The organism is Microbacterium neimengense, assembly GCF_054782995.1.
Map to the genome: position 1 here is coordinate 102906 of NZ_BAAGRK010000003.1, position 14069 is coordinate 116974.

At 69.1% G+C, this 14069-nt stretch carries 18 protein-coding genes; 14 read left to right on the forward strand and 4 right to left on the reverse strand.

Features of this window, described 5'->3' with window-relative positions:
- Positions 1 to 8: 8 nt before the first annotated feature.
- Together ACYVJS_RS03115 and ACYVJS_RS03120 are read right to left on the reverse strand one after the other, a co-directional pair.
- Positions 9 to 842, reverse strand: coding sequence for an SDR family NAD(P)-dependent oxidoreductase (locus ACYVJS_RS03115; RefSeq protein ID WP_460737683.1), 834 nt, complete (start codon positions 840 to 842; stop codon positions 9 to 11).
- Complete coding sequence (locus ACYVJS_RS03120; RefSeq protein ID WP_460737685.1) at positions 839 to 1621, reverse strand: SDR family NAD(P)-dependent oxidoreductase; 783 nt, start codon at positions 1619 to 1621, stop codon at positions 839 to 841. Before ACYVJS_RS03120 ends, ACYVJS_RS03115 begins: the two co-directional genes overlap by 4 nt.
- A gap of 124 nt (positions 1622 to 1745) precedes the next feature.
- Between ACYVJS_RS03120 and ACYVJS_RS03125 the strand changes: the two genes are divergently transcribed.
- From ACYVJS_RS03125 to ACYVJS_RS03135, 3 genes are all read left to right on the forward strand, one after another.
- Positions 1746 to 2666, forward strand: coding sequence for an AraC family transcriptional regulator (locus ACYVJS_RS03125; protein ID WP_460737687.1), 921 nt, complete (start codon positions 1746 to 1748; stop codon positions 2664 to 2666).
- A 102-nt stretch (positions 2667 to 2768) separates the two neighbouring features.
- Positions 2769 to 3098 carry a putative quinol monooxygenase gene (locus ACYVJS_RS03130; RefSeq protein WP_460737689.1) on the forward strand — a complete coding sequence of 110 codons (330 nt, stop codon included), beginning with the start codon at positions 2769 to 2771 and terminating at the stop codon, positions 3096 to 3098.
- The gene (locus ACYVJS_RS03135; protein ID WP_460737691.1) at positions 3095 to 4036 is read left to right on the forward strand and encodes an alpha/beta hydrolase; all 942 of its coding nucleotides are present in this window, start codon (positions 3095 to 3097) and stop codon (positions 4034 to 4036) included. The genes ACYVJS_RS03130 and ACYVJS_RS03135 overlap by 4 nt, the downstream gene beginning before the upstream one ends.
- A gap of 46 nt (positions 4037 to 4082) precedes the next feature.
- On the opposite strand, the gene ACYVJS_RS03140 is transcribed toward ACYVJS_RS03135, so the two are convergent.
- Positions 4083 to 4865 (reverse strand): hypothetical protein, encoded by a 783-nt coding sequence (locus ACYVJS_RS03140; protein ID WP_460737693.1) that lies wholly within the window; start codon positions 4863 to 4865, stop codon positions 4083 to 4085.
- Between the two features lie 179 nt (positions 4866 to 5044).
- On the opposite strand from ACYVJS_RS03140, the gene ACYVJS_RS03145 reads away from it, so the two are divergent.
- The 11 genes from ACYVJS_RS03145 (at position 5045) to ACYVJS_RS03195 (ending at position 12851) form a co-directional block, all read left to right on the forward strand.
- On the forward strand, positions 5045 to 5704 hold the full coding sequence (locus ACYVJS_RS03145; RefSeq protein ID WP_460737695.1) for a DUF1345 domain-containing protein: 660 nt from the start codon (positions 5045 to 5047) through the stop codon (positions 5702 to 5704).
- A 144-nt stretch (positions 5705 to 5848) separates the two neighbouring features.
- On the forward strand, positions 5849 to 6490 hold the full coding sequence (locus tag ACYVJS_RS03150) for a zinc ribbon domain-containing protein (RefSeq protein WP_460737697.1): 642 nt from the start codon (positions 5849 to 5851) through the stop codon (positions 6488 to 6490).
- A gap of 125 nt (positions 6491 to 6615) precedes the next feature.
- Entirely contained in the window at positions 6616 to 6810 is a 195-nt protein-coding gene (locus ACYVJS_RS03155; protein ID WP_460737699.1) for a hypothetical protein, read from the forward strand.
- Positions 6810 to 7034 carry a hypothetical protein gene (locus ACYVJS_RS03160; protein ID WP_460737701.1) on the forward strand — a complete coding sequence of 75 codons (225 nt, stop codon included), beginning with the start codon at positions 6810 to 6812 and terminating at the stop codon, positions 7032 to 7034. The genes ACYVJS_RS03155 and ACYVJS_RS03160 overlap by 1 nt, the downstream gene beginning before the upstream one ends.
- A gap of 14 nt (positions 7035 to 7048) precedes the next feature.
- Complete coding sequence (locus ACYVJS_RS03165) at positions 7049 to 7492, forward strand: BLUF domain-containing protein (RefSeq protein WP_460737703.1); 444 nt, start codon at positions 7049 to 7051, stop codon at positions 7490 to 7492.
- Positions 7493 to 7610: 118 nt separating this feature from the next.
- A complete protein-coding gene (locus ACYVJS_RS03170) occupies positions 7611 to 8630 on the forward strand; it encodes an iron-containing redox enzyme family protein (RefSeq protein WP_460739853.1) in 1020 nt (339 codons plus the stop codon).
- Positions 8627 to 8827, forward strand: coding sequence for a CDGSH iron-sulfur domain-containing protein (locus ACYVJS_RS03175; protein ID WP_243231480.1), 201 nt, complete (start codon positions 8627 to 8629; stop codon positions 8825 to 8827). Before ACYVJS_RS03170 ends, ACYVJS_RS03175 begins: the two co-directional genes overlap by 4 nt.
- A 26-nt stretch (positions 8828 to 8853) precedes the next feature.
- Complete coding sequence (locus ACYVJS_RS03180; protein ID WP_460737705.1) at positions 8854 to 9135, forward strand: hypothetical protein; 282 nt, start codon at positions 8854 to 8856, stop codon at positions 9133 to 9135.
- A gap of 126 nt (positions 9136 to 9261) precedes the next feature.
- Entirely contained in the window at positions 9262 to 11106 is a 1845-nt protein-coding gene (nhaA, locus tag ACYVJS_RS03185) for a Na+/H+ antiporter NhaA (RefSeq protein WP_460737707.1), read from the forward strand.
- 69 nt (positions 11107 to 11175) lie between these two features.
- Positions 11176 to 12510 (forward strand): HupE/UreJ family protein, encoded by a 1335-nt coding sequence (locus ACYVJS_RS03190; protein ID WP_460737709.1) that lies wholly within the window; start codon positions 11176 to 11178, stop codon positions 12508 to 12510.
- Positions 12507 to 12851: a hypothetical protein gene (locus ACYVJS_RS03195; protein WP_460737711.1), complete on the forward strand. Its 345-nt coding sequence runs from the start codon at positions 12507 to 12509 to the stop codon at positions 12849 to 12851. The genes ACYVJS_RS03190 and ACYVJS_RS03195 overlap by 4 nt, the downstream gene beginning before the upstream one ends.
- A gap of 82 nt (positions 12852 to 12933) precedes the next feature.
- Here the strand turns inward: ACYVJS_RS03195 and ACYVJS_RS03200 are convergent, their stop codons facing one another.
- A complete protein-coding gene (locus ACYVJS_RS03200) occupies positions 12934 to 14022 on the reverse strand; it encodes a WxL protein peptidoglycan domain-containing protein (protein ID WP_460737713.1) in 1089 nt (362 codons plus the stop codon).
- Between the last annotated feature and the right edge of the window lie 47 nt (positions 14023 to 14069).

The window sequence follows — 14069 nt, forward strand, 5'->3', positions numbered from 1 at the left end:
CTACTGCGTCAGCGCGCTGCGCGGCCGACATAGGGGCGCAGGCGGCGCATATACAGCTCCGTGAGAAGCTCGCGGTTGCGTCGCCGAGTGACCTCCGAACTCGGTTGCACAAGCTGATCGTTCTCGAGGTAGGACCCGGAGGGGAGCGCGGCGGTCGCCGCGTGAATGACCCGCGTCGCCCCGCGCACAGGCGGACCGCCGATCCGACCCATCATCGCGGCGCTCAGTGGCGTGTCATTCAGGCCCGGGCACAGCGCCACGACGGTGGTCGATGTTCCCGCTTCCTCCTCCGCCAGCAGCGACGACCACGTGAGCATCGCGAGCTTGGCCCGCGCATAAGCGGCGACGGGGGTGTACTCCCGCTCCAGGTCCACGTCGTCGAAGTGGAATCTCTCGACGCGGTGTGCCGATGACGCGACATTGACGATGCGCGCGTTCGCGGCGAGAAAGGGCACGAGAAGCCGAGTCAGAAGCGCCGGAGCAAGAGCGTTCACCTGCAGCGTGCGCTCGAAGCCGTCGCCCGTCAGGATGCGCGCAGGAGAGCCCGGCACGGCGGCGTCATTGATCAGAAGATCGATACCGCCCGTCGACAGCGCTCCGATCGTCGCGGCGGCCGTGGTGACAGCAACGAGCTGAGTGAAGTCGCACGACACGTAGTGGATCGCGGCGCCGCGGTGGCCGCGCAGCGCCTCCAGTTGAGCAGCCACCGCATCCGCCGGCTCCGGCCCCTGCAAGACGAGCGTGTCTGAGCGTGTCGCCAGTACTGAAGCGACCGCCGCCCCGATGCCACTGGTCGCTCCCGTCAGTACGACCGTGCCGAATCGGCGATCCCGTGCGGTCACAGTGCGTATCCGCCGGCCACCTGAATGTCCTGACCCGTGATCCACTCGGCGTCCGGGGAGACGAGGAACGCGATCACGCGACCGATGTCATCCGGCTCACCGAGACGTCCCAGCGCAGTCTTCGCAGCGATGGCAGGGATGATCTCCGGGTACTTCTCGAACGCGTCACCGGCGATGCGGGTTCGGGTCGGGCCGGGCGCGATCGTATTCACTCGGATGCCTCGCTCACCCAACTCGCGCGCGAGATAGCGCGAGGCGGTGACAAGTGCTGCCTTCATCCCCGCATAGCCGGAGTACCCGGGCTCGGTCTCGCCGGGGCGCGCAGAGCTGCTCGAGACGCTGAGCACAGCGCCGCCCGGACGCAAGAGCGGAAGCAGCGACTGTGTGAGGAAGTACGGCCCGCGCAGGAGCACGCGGTAGTAGTCATCGAACGCATCCTCGCTCATCTGCTCGAAGGAGCGTCCGCCGCCGAATCCCGCGTTGTTCACGAGAGCGTCGATGTGGTCCGTTCCCCATTCGCCCTCGAGGAGCGCGCCCACCTCGTCGCGGAATCGCGGAAAGCTCGCGGTGTCGCCGACATCGAGCTGAAGGGAACGCGCTCTGCCCCCGAGTCGGTCGATCAGTTGGACGGTCTCCGTCGCTCCTTCGGGTCGCGAGTGATACGTCACGATCACGCCGGAGCCGCGCCGCGCGATCTCCACAGCGGCGCTGCGTCCGATGCCCGCACTAGCCCCCGTGACGACGGCGACGCTCGGCTGGTTGCCCTCAAAGTTGGTCATGTCTCCAGGAAACCGCCATGACCCATCGGAACGTGAGGGCGATCCCACCCGATCGTTGCCTAATCCTGCTCCCAGCGGCGGAATCGAGCGTCGATGTCGTCACGAAAGGTGATTGAATCCGGTCATGTCCCTTCACGAGCTGCGCACGCTGATCGCCCGCCACTGCACTGACGGAGTGACGTCCACCGCTATTCCCGGAGTACTCGTAGCGAGAGTGGACAGCTCTGACGCGCAGGAGAGCGTGTCGACGGGCAGCGTTCTGGCCATCGTCGCGCAAGGGAACAAGCGACTCTCCGTCGGCAGCTCGGTGCACGAGTACGGGGCGGGCGACTACCTCGTGACGTCGATGGAGCTGCCGGTCTCCGGACGGTACCGCGATGCGACACCCGAGCACCCCGCACTCGGCTTCGGCCTGGAGCTGCGGCCTGACACCATCGCGGAGCTTCTCCTCACGCCCGCCTCCTCCGATGCGCTCCTCCCGCGCCGCACCGATAAGGCGCCTCCGGCCGTCGTGGTGGGAACGGCGGACGCCAGGCTTCTCGACGCGGCCGTTCGGATGCTGCGCCTGCTCGATCATCCGCGCGACATCCCGGTGCTGGCCCCCTTGATCGAGCGCGAGTTGTTGTGGCTCATCATGTCGGGGGAGAGCGGCGACAGCGTCCGCCAACTCGGCCTTGCCGACAGCAGCCTCAATCGGGTGCGACACGTCGTGAGGTGGATGCGCGGCCGGTACGCCGAACCGATGCGCGTCGATGAGCTGGCTCAGCGTGCGCGGATGAGCCCGTCCGCGTTCCACCGCGCATTCCACGCGGTCACGGCGATGAGCCCCATCCAGTACCAGAAGAGCGTCCGCCTGCAAGAAGCGCGCCTCCGCCTGCTCGCAGACCCCGCCGACATCGCCGGCGCCGCCTACGCCGTCGGGTATGAGAGCCTGTCGCAGTTCAGCCGTGAGTACCGCCGTCAGTTCGGTGCGCCCCCGAGCCGAGACGTCCCACAGCTGTTGCGATCCGACGGCCGATCGGTGAACCTCTCTCCCGTGATCTGAGCGATTCGCGATGAGCCGATCGCGCCTGCTCGGGCAGAATCGGGCAAGAGGCGGACACGATTGCTCTACAGCTCCGACGCGGTGCGATGGCTGGATGGAACCATGACAAACGCCACCGTCCGCTACGGATTCTCTGCCACCTTGACCGCGCTTCCCGGCCGCGGCGACGACCTCGTCGCACTCGTGCTGTCCGGACTCGACGAGGGAAACCCCGCCGCCACCGAATACTGCCTCGTCTACCTGGTGAGCCGCTCTGCGACCGATCCCGATGTCGTCCACCTGATCGAGGGATGGACCACAGAGGAGGATCACCACAGACTGTTCGCCGGCCAGGCTGCTCAGGCCCTTGTCGCCAAGTTCGCCGAGCTGCTCGCGGGCGATTCGGTCTATGGCGATCTGATTCCCGTCGGCGGCAAGGCGGTGTTCGCATGATCGCCCGTCCCGAACTGGACTCCGAACTGGCCGAGCGACTCGCGACTCTGCCCGAGTTCGCCGCGTTGGATGCACAGACCCTTCCGCTGATGCGCTCCTATGCGAGCGCACCGATCGAGCCGCTCCTGGCTTCACGCGACGTCGACCGACGCGAGGAGACGATCATCGCTCGCGACGGCGCCTCGCTCCCCGTCACCGTCGTCTCACCGCACGCCTCCGCCGGTGGCGCACCCGGCATTCTCTGGCTTCACGGCGGAGGGATGGTGATGGGCGACCGCTTCTCGCAGCTCGACATCCCGCTCGAATGGCTCGACGAGCTCGGCGCGGTGGTGGTCTCGGTCGACTACCGATTGGCCCCAGAGGCCGGAGGCACGACGCTCGTCGAAGACGGATACGCCGCGCTCGTGTGGCTCTGCGACAAGGCCGCCGAACTCGGCATCGACCCGGATCGCATCATCGTCGCCGGGACGAGCGCGGGCGGTGGCATCGCCGCCGGCGTCGTCCTGCTGGCGAAGGACCGCACGTTCCCCGCCGTCGCCGCACAGGTCCTCGTGTGCCCGATGCTCGACCACCGCAACGAAACGGTTTCCGCGCGCCAGTTCACGGGGTCCGGCGTCTGGTCGCGGGAGTCCAACTCGTTCGCGTGGGATGCCGTGATCGGCGATGCCGACGGCGTATCGCCCTACGTGTCGCCGGCCCTCGCGTCGGATCTGTCGGCGCTTCCCCCCACATATGTGGATGCCGGCTCCGCGGAGGTGTTCCGCGATGAGTGCATCGACTATGCCAGCCGCATCTGGGCCGCCGGCGGCGCAGCCGAGCTGCACGTGTGGTCCGGCGGCTTCCACGGATTCGATGCGCTGTACCCCGACGCCGAGCTGTCTCGCGCCGCACGCGCCACGCGTACCGCGTGGTTGCGGCGCACCCTCGAGCGCTCGTAGCGGGCCGCGCCTCACGCACGGCGCCCGAGGTGGCCCGCCGCCCGCGTCAGCGGCGGCGGGTCCGCCCCAGATTGAAGGAGGTCACCAGCACACCGATCCCGACGAACGCGAGCAGCGCCCCGCCGACCAGACTCAGCGCCGAAGGGATCATCAGCTGGGCGTAGTCCAGCCCGACGATGCGGATCCCCCACGGAAGAAATGCGGTCTGCCCGAGAAGGTACGCGGCACCGTGCGCGGCAAGGACGAGACCGCCGATCACGCTCGCGACACCGACGACGGTGAGCACAACGCGCACGACCGGCCGGGGGCGCGCGTTCGCTGGCGGCGACACTTCGTCGCCCTGCAGATGCGCGAGTTCATCGAAGACGTCCTGCGCAGCGGGGGCAGTCTGCGCAGACCCGGATGCGGCTCGCTCGCGCTCGCCGAGCGCGAGGACCGCGACCAACGCAACCAGCACAGCGACGGCCGACGTCGCCCCACCCACCGTCTCCCCCACAGGCGAGGACGGCAGGCCCGCGTCGCGCGCCGCGATGGCGCCGACGATTGGCCAGCCCACGAGCGGACCGACGCCGCTGAGCACGACGAACAGCACCCTCCGACGCCCCATCGACAGGCACAGCGGCACAGTGGACAGCGTCACGAAGAGCGCGGTTAGTGCGCCCCCGATGGCCGCAGTGGGGAGGGCGCTCAGCAAGGTGTCGAGACCGGGAGTGGCTCCGAAGACCGACTGCAGGAACAAAACCATCGTCAGACACGCGACGGTTGCGCCCGCAGCGACGCACGCGACCGTGACGAGATAAGGCACCGTCGCGGCCAGGCGTGCCCTCATACCCATATCGTGCACACTGCCCCCTCAGCCGACACGGCGGATCGGCCCCAGTGTGTCGTGCGCCCGATCCCATCGCAAGCGAGCAGACGCGACCCGCATCACGCCCTGGACGCGCACTCAGGGCAACCCACCCCGCGCACGCCGTACGATCCGGGTATGCAAGAGCGAACGGCCCGCGCGTGAGCACGCCAGCCCCCGACTTCTCTTCGCGCCGCCACCGCGCCGGGTGGCGGGTGACGGTCCTGTTCGGCGTGTTCGTCATCGTCACCGTCGCCGTGGGGCTGGCGTCCTCATGGATCTACGCACCCGCCATCGGCTGGATCGCGGGGGCCTGCACCTTCTCACTGTGGGTGTGGCTCGGCATCCTGCGTCTGGATGCCGCCCAGACCGAGCAGCACGCCACCCGTGAGGATCCGACCCGGACGACCGCGCAGACCCTGCTCGTGCTCGCCAGCCTCGCGAGCTTCGGCGCCATCGCGCTCGTGCTGGTCGAGGCGGGCACCGTGAGTTCGAACTCCGCCCGACTCGAGTTGGCCGGGATCGCGGTCGTCACGGTCGCATCGTCCTGGTTCCTCATCCATGTGCTGTTCAGCCTCCGCTACGCCGCGCTGTACTACGCGCAGCACGGCGGCATCGACTTCAATCAGCCCGATCCCCCCGACTACCGCGACTTCGCCTACCTCGCCTTCACACTCGGCATGACGTACCAGGTATCGGACACCACCATCACCAGCAGCACCATCCGACGCGAGGCCCTTCGTCACGCACTCCTGTCGTTTCTGCTGGGCGTCGTCGTCGTCGCAGCGACCATCAACCTCGTCTCGAGCCTCGCCCACTGACCGAGCGGATGCGGCGTTCCACAGCGGTTCTGGACGGCGAATCCAGCGGTGTTATCGTCTGATCAGGACGCAGATCGCGCTCGGGCGCACCGACACGAGGCATCCGATTTCCCCTCGGACCCGACCGACTCTCCCAGGAGTGACATGTCTGAACACGTGCCGTTCACCGACAACTTCAGCGACCTCTCCAACGCCGACGGCTACCAGTTCGAGTTCCGCTGCGAGCGCTGCGGCAACGGCTACCGTTCGGCGTTCCGTCGCGACCCCCGAGCGGCCGGGCAGAAGATCGCCCGCGGTCTCGGCAACCTGTTCGGCGGACAGCTGTCGCAGTTCACCTCGATGGCCGAGAACCTGCTCGATCGCAGCACGAACTCGCCGGCGAAGGATGAGGCGCTGCGCGCCGCCACCGCGGAGATCGGCCCGCGGTTCCACCAGTGCCGCGGGTGCAGCGACTGGGTGTGCGGCGACGTGTGCTGGAACGATCAGGTCGGGCAGTGCGTGCGCTGCTCCCCCGCCCTCACCGAGGAGCTCGCCCAGCTGCAGGCCGAGGCTCGGCGTCAGCAGATGCGCCAGCGGCTGGAGACCGTGGACCTGGTCGGCGGCGTCGACCTCGGCCGCCAGGCTCAGCCACGCTGTCCCTCGTGCGGCGCGCAGTCCCACGGCGGTAAGTTCTGCGGCGAGTGCGGCGCGGCGCTGGTGAGCGTCCGGGTCTGCGCAGGATGCCGGGCGGAGAACCCCGGCACATCCCGCTTCTGCGCAGAATGCGGAACGAGCCTCACCGCCTGACGGCGCAGAGGGCCATCGCGCCCTCCCGCGCAACCCCCGTCGATCGCCCGTCTGCATCACGTACGGTCGTCTCATGACGGCGCGTACCCCGGCGGCCGCCGCCTCGATCCGAGGGCGGCGCGAGCATGCCTGAACGCGTGAACGCGGAGGTGCAGCGGTTGCTCGAGCTCGACAGCGCCATCGTGGTGCACTACACCGATGCCATCACCCCGGATAGCTTCTCGCTCAGCTATCGCTCGATGTACCTGCACAGCTCGCATCGAGACGCCGTCGAGGCGATCTGGGCGGCTCGACGCCAGGGCGGCGCGGCCGCATCATGATGACGGACCCGAACGCGACGGGCGTCGTCTGGGCGCGCGTGGAAGACGGCTTCCATGTCGGCAGCAGGTGGGGCGAGTTCCTGGGCTACATCGAGCGACAGAGCGATGGCGCCTTCGCGGCCTTCGATATGCATTCGCGTCCCGCGGGGCGCTTCACCGTGATCACCCACGCAATGAACGCCCTCACCGCGCAGCCGCCGCGCCCGCATCCTGTCCGGCGTTGAAGGAGTCCACCACCGTGACCGACCCATTGATCTCCGTCGTCTACACCAGTCACGCGCGCGCCCCCTTCACCGATCCCGACCTGGAACAGCTGCTCGCCACCAGCCGGGCGTCGAACGATCGCCGCGGGATCACCGGCATGCTCTTGTACCGGGCGGGACATTTCATCCAGATCCTCGAGGGCCCCGATAAGGCGGTGCGCGACCTGATGCGGGTCATCCAGGCCGACCCTCGGCATGCCGACCTGCGGATCGTGCGGGATGAGGAGATCGGCGAACGGCGGTTCTCGGAGTGGAGCATGGGATACGAGCCCATCTCGCCGCCCTCGCATCCGGCTCCGGACGGCTTCCGCGACACGTTCGACGACCTCGGCGACCGGGACGACCCGGACAATGTGCTGCGTGCGATCGGCGAGCTCACCCTGTGGTTCCGGGTGCGCAGCCGGCATCAGAGGGACTGACCGCGCCGCACGCTCCGATGTGTCAAGCCCCCTTCGCCCCGGCGCGGGAACGGGTGAGATGCAGACGTTCCCCCGAACGATCGGAGCACTCGTGTCACTGACCGCCATCCCCCGGGCGATGCTGCCCGGTCTGCCTTTCGCCGCTCGCGGCCCGCTGAGCGAGGCCGTCGCGCTGCGCCTGTCGGCCGCTGCGGCAGGCGACGATCTGTCCATGCTGGCCGAGCGTGCCCTGGCGATGACGCCGGACATCGTCCGGGACGACGACATACAGCTCACGCTGTTCTGCCTCTACGCGAACGCCTACGGCTCACTCGACGGCCTCGACGCCGCACTGGAGTGGGATGCGGAGCTGCTCACCGTGCGGCAGCTGCTCGAATCCGCATTCGAAGCCGCCCTACGTCGGGAGATCGCCGTGCCCGCCGTCCCGGCTCCCCACGCCGCCGATGTCGCACGGGCGCTCTTCACGCTGACCTCCGATGACAGCGGCCCGAGCTTGTCCCGCTACCTCGCTCGCAAGGCGACCGAGGAGCAGGCGCGGGAGTTCCTCATCCAGCGCACGGTCTACACGCTGCGCGAAGCCGACCCTCACTCGTGGGCGATCCCTCGACTGCGCGGCCGTGCGAAAGCTGCGCTCGTCGAGATCCAATCCGACGAGTACGGTGGGGGCCGGCCCGATCGTGTGCACGCCGAGATCTTCGCGCGCACCGTCCGCGCCGCCGGCCTCGACGATCGCTACGGCGCGTACGTCGACGACGTCCCCGCTGTGACCCTGGCCTCGCACAACACGATGTCGATGTTCGGGTTGAACCGTCGCCTGCTCGGCGCCATCGTGGGCCACCTGGCCGCCTTCGAGATGACGTCCTCCATCCCCAATCGTCTGTACGGCGACGGTCTGCGCCGGCTCGGCTACGGGGATGACGTGACCGACTACTTCGACGAGCACGTCGAGGCCGACGCTGTGCACGAGCAGATCGCCGGCCGGGACCTCGCCGGCGCCCTCGCGGAGGACCGACCCGACCTGCTCGCCGACATCATGTTCGGCGCTGCCGCATGTCTGGCCGTCGACGGCTGGGTCGCGCAGCACATGTACGACGCCTTCACGAGCGGCGTCTCCTCACTGCGTGGCGGTGCCGCATGAGCGACGAGCCCGTGACGATCACCGCCTATCCCGACGGACCGCTGCTCGTGCGCGGCGAAGCGCGGATCGTGGACGCGGCCGGCAACCCGGTCGAGCGCCGCCGGCGCACCGTCGCCCTGTGTCGCTGCGGACTGTCGAGCATCAAACCGTTCTGCGACGGCACGCACAAGGCGGCGGGCTTCCACACGGACGAGTGACCCGCCCGTGCGAAAGGATGGGGAGTATGGACACCGCATCCGACGACGAGGTCGCCGCCGACTACCTGAGCGCCGCGCTCGTGCCGCGCCCCTCCAACTGGGTGCGCGCGGGGGTCGATGCGCTCCTTGGTTCGGGCGTGCTGAACATGTACGACGTCGAGGTCCGCCGACTCGACACCCAGGCGCTCGTGCTCCGCATACCCACCGACGCCAACATGGCGTCGCATCTGTTCGGCAAGATCGAGCTGGAGATGGAGACGCTCACGGTTTCGGCATTCCTGGAGTCCTGGCGCCCGATGCAGCGCTGATCGGGAGCGATCCGGCACGGTGGGTTCACTGGGGCCCCTCTCGCTCGGCCCGGCAGCTCCCGGATGCGGCAGACTTCCTCCTGGGCGTTCGCCCGTGATCCCGCATCCGCGCCCGGGAGGACCCCGATGACCAGCATCGAGCTGCAACGCAGCGGCCCCACCAAGAAGAAGCGTCGTCCGATCGCCCCGGACCGACTGTCGGCCGCCCTGATGCTGATCGCCACGGCGCTCGCCATCATCTGGGCGAACAGCCCGTGGGGCGCCGGCTACGAGCACTTCTGGGAGACGCCGATCACGATCGCCGTGGGCGACGTGCAGATCGATTCGACCCTCCACGCGCTCGTCAACGACGGTCTGATGACGCTGTTCTTCTTCCTCGTCGGGCTCGAGGTCAAACGTGAGCTCACCATCGGCGAGCTCACCGACCGGGCTCGTGCCACCCTGCCGATCGCGGCCGCAGTCGCGGGTCTCGTGGTACCCGCGGCGATCTTCATCCTGTTCACCCTCGGCACCGACGAGACGCACGCGTGGGGCGTCGTGATCTCCACCGACACGGCGTTCCTGCTGGGAGCGCTCGCCATCATCGGCCCGAAGTTCCCCGCCCGCCTGCGGGCGTTCCTCCTGACCCTCGCCGTCGTCGACGACATCGGGGCGCTGCTGGTCATCGGCATCTTCTACTCCGACAGCCTCAACCTCGCGGCCCTCGTGGTGGCCGTCGTGCTCATGGGACTGATCGCCCTGGTGCGCTTCCTGCCCTACGGTCGCGGTTTCTCCTACGCGGCTCTGGGCATCGCCCTCTGGATCGTCGTGCTGCTGTCGGGCGTCCACGCGACCCTCGCCGGCGTCGCGATCGCCCTGCTCATCCCGGTCTTCCCGCCGCGGCGCAGCGATGTCGAACGCACGGCGGAGCTCACCCGCGCCTTCCGTGAGTCCCCCAACACCGTCTACGCGGCCGCGGTGCAGCGCAGCGTCCGCGACTCGCTCTCGATCAACGAACGCGTGGATGCGGGATGGCGCCCCTACATCTCCTTCGGCATCCTGCCCCTGTTCGCCCTGGCCAACGCGGGCGTCCACCTCGACCCGGCGACGCTGAAGGAAGCCTTCACCTCGCCGTTGACCTGGGGCATCATCGTCGCGCTCGTCGCCGGCAAGTTCATCGGCATCACGGGGGCGACCTGGCTGTTGCGCGCCGCTGGCAAGGGCGTGCTCGCCCCCGGTCTCGGGATGACGCGGATCGCCGGCGGCGGGGCCCTCTCGGGCATCGGATTCACGATCGCGCTGTTCCTCGTGCCCATCGCGATCGACGACCCCCACACGCAGGACCTCGCCCGTGTCGGCGTGCTCACCGCATCCGTCCTCGCGTTCCTCGCCGGATGGGCGATCATCTCGATCGGCGACCGCGTGCATCCGCCCGTCGCCGTCGGCAAATACTTGAACCGCCCTGTCGACCCCGCGCGCGATCACATCAAGGGACCGAAGGACGCGCCGCTGACGATCGTCGAGTACGGCGACTTCGAGTGCCCGTTCTGCGGCCGCGCGACCGGCTCGATCGACGAGGTCTTCGCCGCGCTGGGCGATCAGGTGCGCTGGGTGTGGCGGCACCTGCCGCTCGACGCGCCGCATCCGCACGCGCAGCAGGCGGCGCAGGCCTCGGAGGCTGCCGCGGCGCAGGGCCACTTCTACGAGATGACGCGGAAGATGTTCGCGCATCAGGACCAGCTCGAGCTCGCGGACCTGATCCGCTACGCCGACGAGCTGGGTCTGGACACCGACCGTTTCGCCGACGATCTGCGCTCCCCCGCCGTCCTGCGCCACATCCAGGACGACCGTTTGGACGCAGAGCTCATGGATCTGCACTCGACGCCCACGTTCTTCATCGGCGGGATCCGCCACGTCGGCCCGTGGGACTCTGCCTCCCTCATCCGGGCGCTGGAGGCCTCCCGCGGTCGGGTCGTCGACCCGCACCCGTAAGCCCACCCCGGCTCCGAGCGGTTGCCGCGCGTTCGACAGCCGTTTGCCCGCCGCGCATAGGGTGCGGCTGTGTACACCACCGTCGTCCGCCGTGCGCAGGAGAACCGTCTCGCAACCATCGCGCTCGCGGCTCTCCTGCTGGTTCTCGTCCTCGTCCTCCTGCCCACGCAGCGCGCGGCAGCGCACCCCACGGGGTCGACGGGCGTGTTCCTCACGGTCCGACAGGATGCAGTCGATGTGAAGATGCAGATCCAGAAGGCGGGGTTCGTGGCGGCGACGGGCTATGACATCGCCACCGAACAGTCGGAGCTCGACGCGATCTCCGACAACCTCATGTCCTTTCTGCTGAACCGCGTGCACATCTCGGACGAGCAGGGGGCGCTGACCGCCTCCGTGCTCGAGAAGCCGGTCTTCGCGACGGTCAACGACGAGGATGCGATCGAGACCACGCTCCGCTTCGCCGCGGACCGCCCGCTGCAGGGTGCGCTGGAGATCACCGACGACTTCATCATCGACGTCGTCCCCTCGCACCAGGTCTACGTGGCCCTCGTCAGCGACTGGGACGACGGTCAGATCGCCGAGGGCGACCCGCAGGTCATCGGCGTCCTGGGCGGCGGCGTCACGCACCTCACGTGGGAGCGCAGCGACACGAACCCGCTGCACGGCCTGGTCGCGGTGATCCGGCTGGGTATGCTCCACATCGCCGAGGGAACCGACCACCTGCTGTTCCTCACGACGCTGTTGATCGTCGCGCCCTCGCTCGCCACCCGGGCCCGTCGCGGCTGGCGCTGGCAGCAGCCGATCCCCGTGAAGAAGACGGTGGGCAGAGCCGCCCTCACGATCACCGCGTTCACCGTCGGACACCTGATCACCCTCGCTCTCGTCTCGCTCGGGCTCATCTCCTTCCCCGAGAAGCCGGTGGAGATCCTCGTCGCCGTCTCCATCGCCGTCGCCGCCGCGCACGCGCTGAAGCCTCTGCTCCCGCGTGGGGAGCTGCTCATCGCGGGAGTGTTCGGGCTCGTGCACGGCACGGCGTTCGCCACGACGATCCTCGAACTCAACCTCGGATTCGGCGAGACGCTCGTCGCCATCATCGGCTTCAACGTCGGGGTGGAGCTCGCGCAGCTCATCGCCGCCGTGCTCGTGCTCCCCCTGCTCATCTGGCTCTCCCACGCGCGCGCGTTCGCCGGCTTCCGCACCGCCGTCGCGATCGCCGCGATCGTCGCCGCCGTCGCATGGATCGGCGGGATCCTGACCGACCAGGACTCGGTGCTGCAGCCGGTGTTCACCGAGATCGCGAGTTCCCCCGTCGTGTCGTACCTCCTGCTGGTGGCCCTCGTCGCGGCGCTCTGGTACTTCACGCGCACCACCGCATCCTCGCGACGGATCGAGGCAGGACGATGACCTCGCCGCGGCAGTGCCGACGGGCGGCGAGGCTGGGCCGAGGCTTCGTCGCGCTGGCCGTCTCGACGCTTCTCGTGGCAACGGGCGCATGGGCCGCGCACGCCGCCGACGACGACCCGGATGCGGCGGGCGATCACAGCGGGGCGATGGTGATCACCGTCGAGATCCCCGAGCATGCCGGGGCCGCGTCCCCGTCGCCCACCCGTACGCCGCCGCAGCAGCCCATCGGTGCGCTGCCCGCGACCGGCGATGACCTGCAGGAGCTTCTCCCGTGGCTCCTCGGCGGGTTGGCCGTCACCGGCGTGGGCACAGCCCTGGTCGCTCGTCGCCGCCGCGCCTGAGCGCTGCCGCACGACGAAACGCCCCCTGATCACGACGAAACGCCCCCGAATCCGCTCCGGGGGCGTTTCGTCGTCGCGGCGCTCAGTCGGCAGATGCCGCCCCGGCATCGGCCCTGGCGCGCTCTTCGGCGAGAGCGCGGGCGACCGCATCCTCCACGCGCGCATCGGCGCGCTGCTGCGCTGTGGCGCTGCGCTGACGGCGCGAGCGCAGCAGCAGGAACACCGCGGCGGCCACGAGCAGGACGATCACGAGAAGCGTCCACGGGATGGCGGCGCCGATCGTCTGCCCCGTCACCGTCTCGAGCGGAGTCGTCGAACCGGACGCGTCGGTGACGACGGGCACCACGTTCACTCCGGCGATGAGCGCGAATACGGGAGGAACGCCCGGAACGGAGACGGTCTGGGTCCACGACTCGCCCGGGAGGAGCGGAGGCACATCCTGTGCGGCGGCGGCATCCATTCCGAGAAGGTCGAAGATGCCGCTGACACGCGCCGTCGGTTGCGCGGCGATCGCGGCGTTTCCGGTGTTGTGCAGGGTGTAGGTCACGGTGGCGTCACCGCCGACGAAGGGGTTGAGCCCGCCGTTCCAGGCGACGGACATGTTCTCGACCGCCAGGGAGGGCGCCAGCTCGCCGCCCACCCGCAGGTTGACGCGGATCCCCAGTCTGCGATCGACGGTGACGCCGTTCTGCGCATCGGGCGCGCTGAGCGAGGTGACCACGCCGCCGGCGTAGTCACCCGGCGTGGCGTTCTCGGGGACGGAGAGAGTGAACGGGACGGTGACGGTCTCGCCGGCCGCCACGGTCACGATCGCCTGCTGCGGCACGATCCACGCACCGATCGCCTGGGATGACTCCCCCGCGACGAGCAGCGACAGCTGGCCCTCGTCGGACGTCGAGCCGTCGGCGGCGTAGACCTTGAGATCCAGCGCCTCGTCACCGTGGTTCGCGATCGTGACGGCGTCCGAGACGGACCCGCCCGGATCGACCGTGTAGCTGTAGTTCGTGCGCTCCGAGCCCAGATTGTTGGAGGCGGTGCGAACGGTCCAGGTGACCTCGTCCCCATCGGCGGCCTGGGCGGGCACGGCGAAGGTGAGGACGGCGAGCACGGCGAGCATCGCTGAGCTCAGCGCGATGAGGCGAGGACGCGGGCGGATCGAGCGTGGGTTCACGGAGGGCTTTCGGGTCGGAGGGGAAACGGGGATGTCCGTGGGAGAGG